Origin of the sequence: Amycolatopsis thailandensis, assembly GCF_002234405.1 — a bacterium.
GTDB classification, from domain to species: Bacteria; Actinomycetota; Actinomycetes; order Mycobacteriales; family Pseudonocardiaceae; genus Amycolatopsis; species Amycolatopsis thailandensis.
Map to the genome: position 1 here is coordinate 1 of NZ_NMQT01000271.1, position 1,510 is coordinate 1,510.

Genomic DNA, 1,510 nt, shown 5'->3' on the forward strand with positions numbered 1-1,510 from the left:
CTCTCGCCCTCGGCCTTGACGTAGGTGCCGATGCCGCCGTTCCACAGCAGTTCGACCGGCGACAGCAGGATCGCCTGCATCAGGTCGTTCGGCGCCAGCGTGGTGACGTCCTCGGCGAGTCCGAGCGCCTCGCGGACCTGCGGGCTGACCGGGATCGTCTTCGCCGAGCGCGAGTAGATCCCGCCACCCTCGCTGATCAGCGAGCGGTCGTAGTCCTCCCACGAGGACCGCGGCAGGTCGAACAACCGCCGCCGCTCGGCGTACGAGGAGGCCGAATCCGGCGTCGGGTCGAGGAAGATGTGCAGGTGGTTGAACGCGGCCACCAGGCGGATGTGCTCCGAGAGCAGCATGCCGTTGCCGAAGACGTCGCCCATCATGTCGCCGATGCCGACGACGGTGAAGTCCTCGGTCTGGGTGTCCTTGCCCAGCTCGCGGAAGTTGCGCTTGACGCTCTCCCACGCGCCCTTCGCGGTGATGCCCATGGCCTTGTGGTCGTAGCCGACCGAACCACCGGACGCGAAAGCGTCGCCGAGCCAGAAGCCGTAGTTCGCCGAGACCTCGTTCGCGATGTCGGAGAACTTCGCGGTGCCCTTGTCCGCGGCCACCACGAGGTAGCTGTCGTCGCCGTCGTGACGGACCACCCCCGGCGCCGGGACGGTCTTGCCCTCGACACGGTTGTCGGTCACGTCCAGCAGGCCGGAGATGAACATCCGGTAGCAGGCGATGCCCTCGTTCAACTGGGCGTCGCGGTCCAGGCCCGGGTCACCTGTGGCCGTCGGCGGGCGCTTCACGACGAAGCCGCCCTTCGCGCCGACAGGCACGATGACGGCGTTCTTGACCGCCTGCGCCTTGACCAGGCCCAGGATCTCCGTGCGGAAGTCCTCCCGGCGGTCGGACCACCGCAGGCCACCGCGCGCGACGTCGCCGAAGCGCAGGTGCACACCCTCGATCCGGGGCGAGTACACGAAGATCTCGTACTTCGGCCGCGGCTCGGGCAGTTCGGGCACCGCGCTCGGGTCGAGCTTGAGGGCCAGGTACTGGCGGGAGTTCCCGTCCCCGTCGGTGACGTGGTAGTTCGTGCGCAGCGTGGCGAGGATGACCGCCATCAGCCGTCGCAGGATCCGGTCCTCGTCGAGGCTGGTCACCTCGTCGACCAGCTTGCCGATCTCCGTGGTGAGGTGATCGGCCTGCGACGCGCGGACCTCGTCGCCGAGCGAGAGGTCGAAGCGGGTCTCGAACAGCCGCACCAGCGCGGTGGCGATGTCGGTGTGCGCGAGGACGGTGTTCTCGATGTATTCCTGGGAGAACGGGATCTTCGTCTGGCGCAGGTACCGCGAATAGGCCCGCAGGATGGCCGCCTGGCGCCAGGTGAGCCCGGCGCGCAGGACGAGACCGTTGAAGCCGTCGACCTCGCAGTCGCCGCGCCAGGCGGCGTGGAAGGCGTCCTGGAAGCGGGTGCGGAGGTCGTGGTCCGCGTGGTCGAGGACCTGCGGGTCGATCAGCAGCCCGA

The 1,510-nt window shown here is 68.8% G+C and carries 1 protein-coding gene; it reads right to left on the reverse strand.

Annotated features, from left to right (window positions below; translation table 11 throughout):
- A partial coding sequence (locus tag CFP71_RS42250; RefSeq protein WP_143267296.1) for an NAD-glutamate dehydrogenase domain-containing protein occupies window positions 1-1,510 on the reverse strand: 1,510 nt, incomplete at both ends.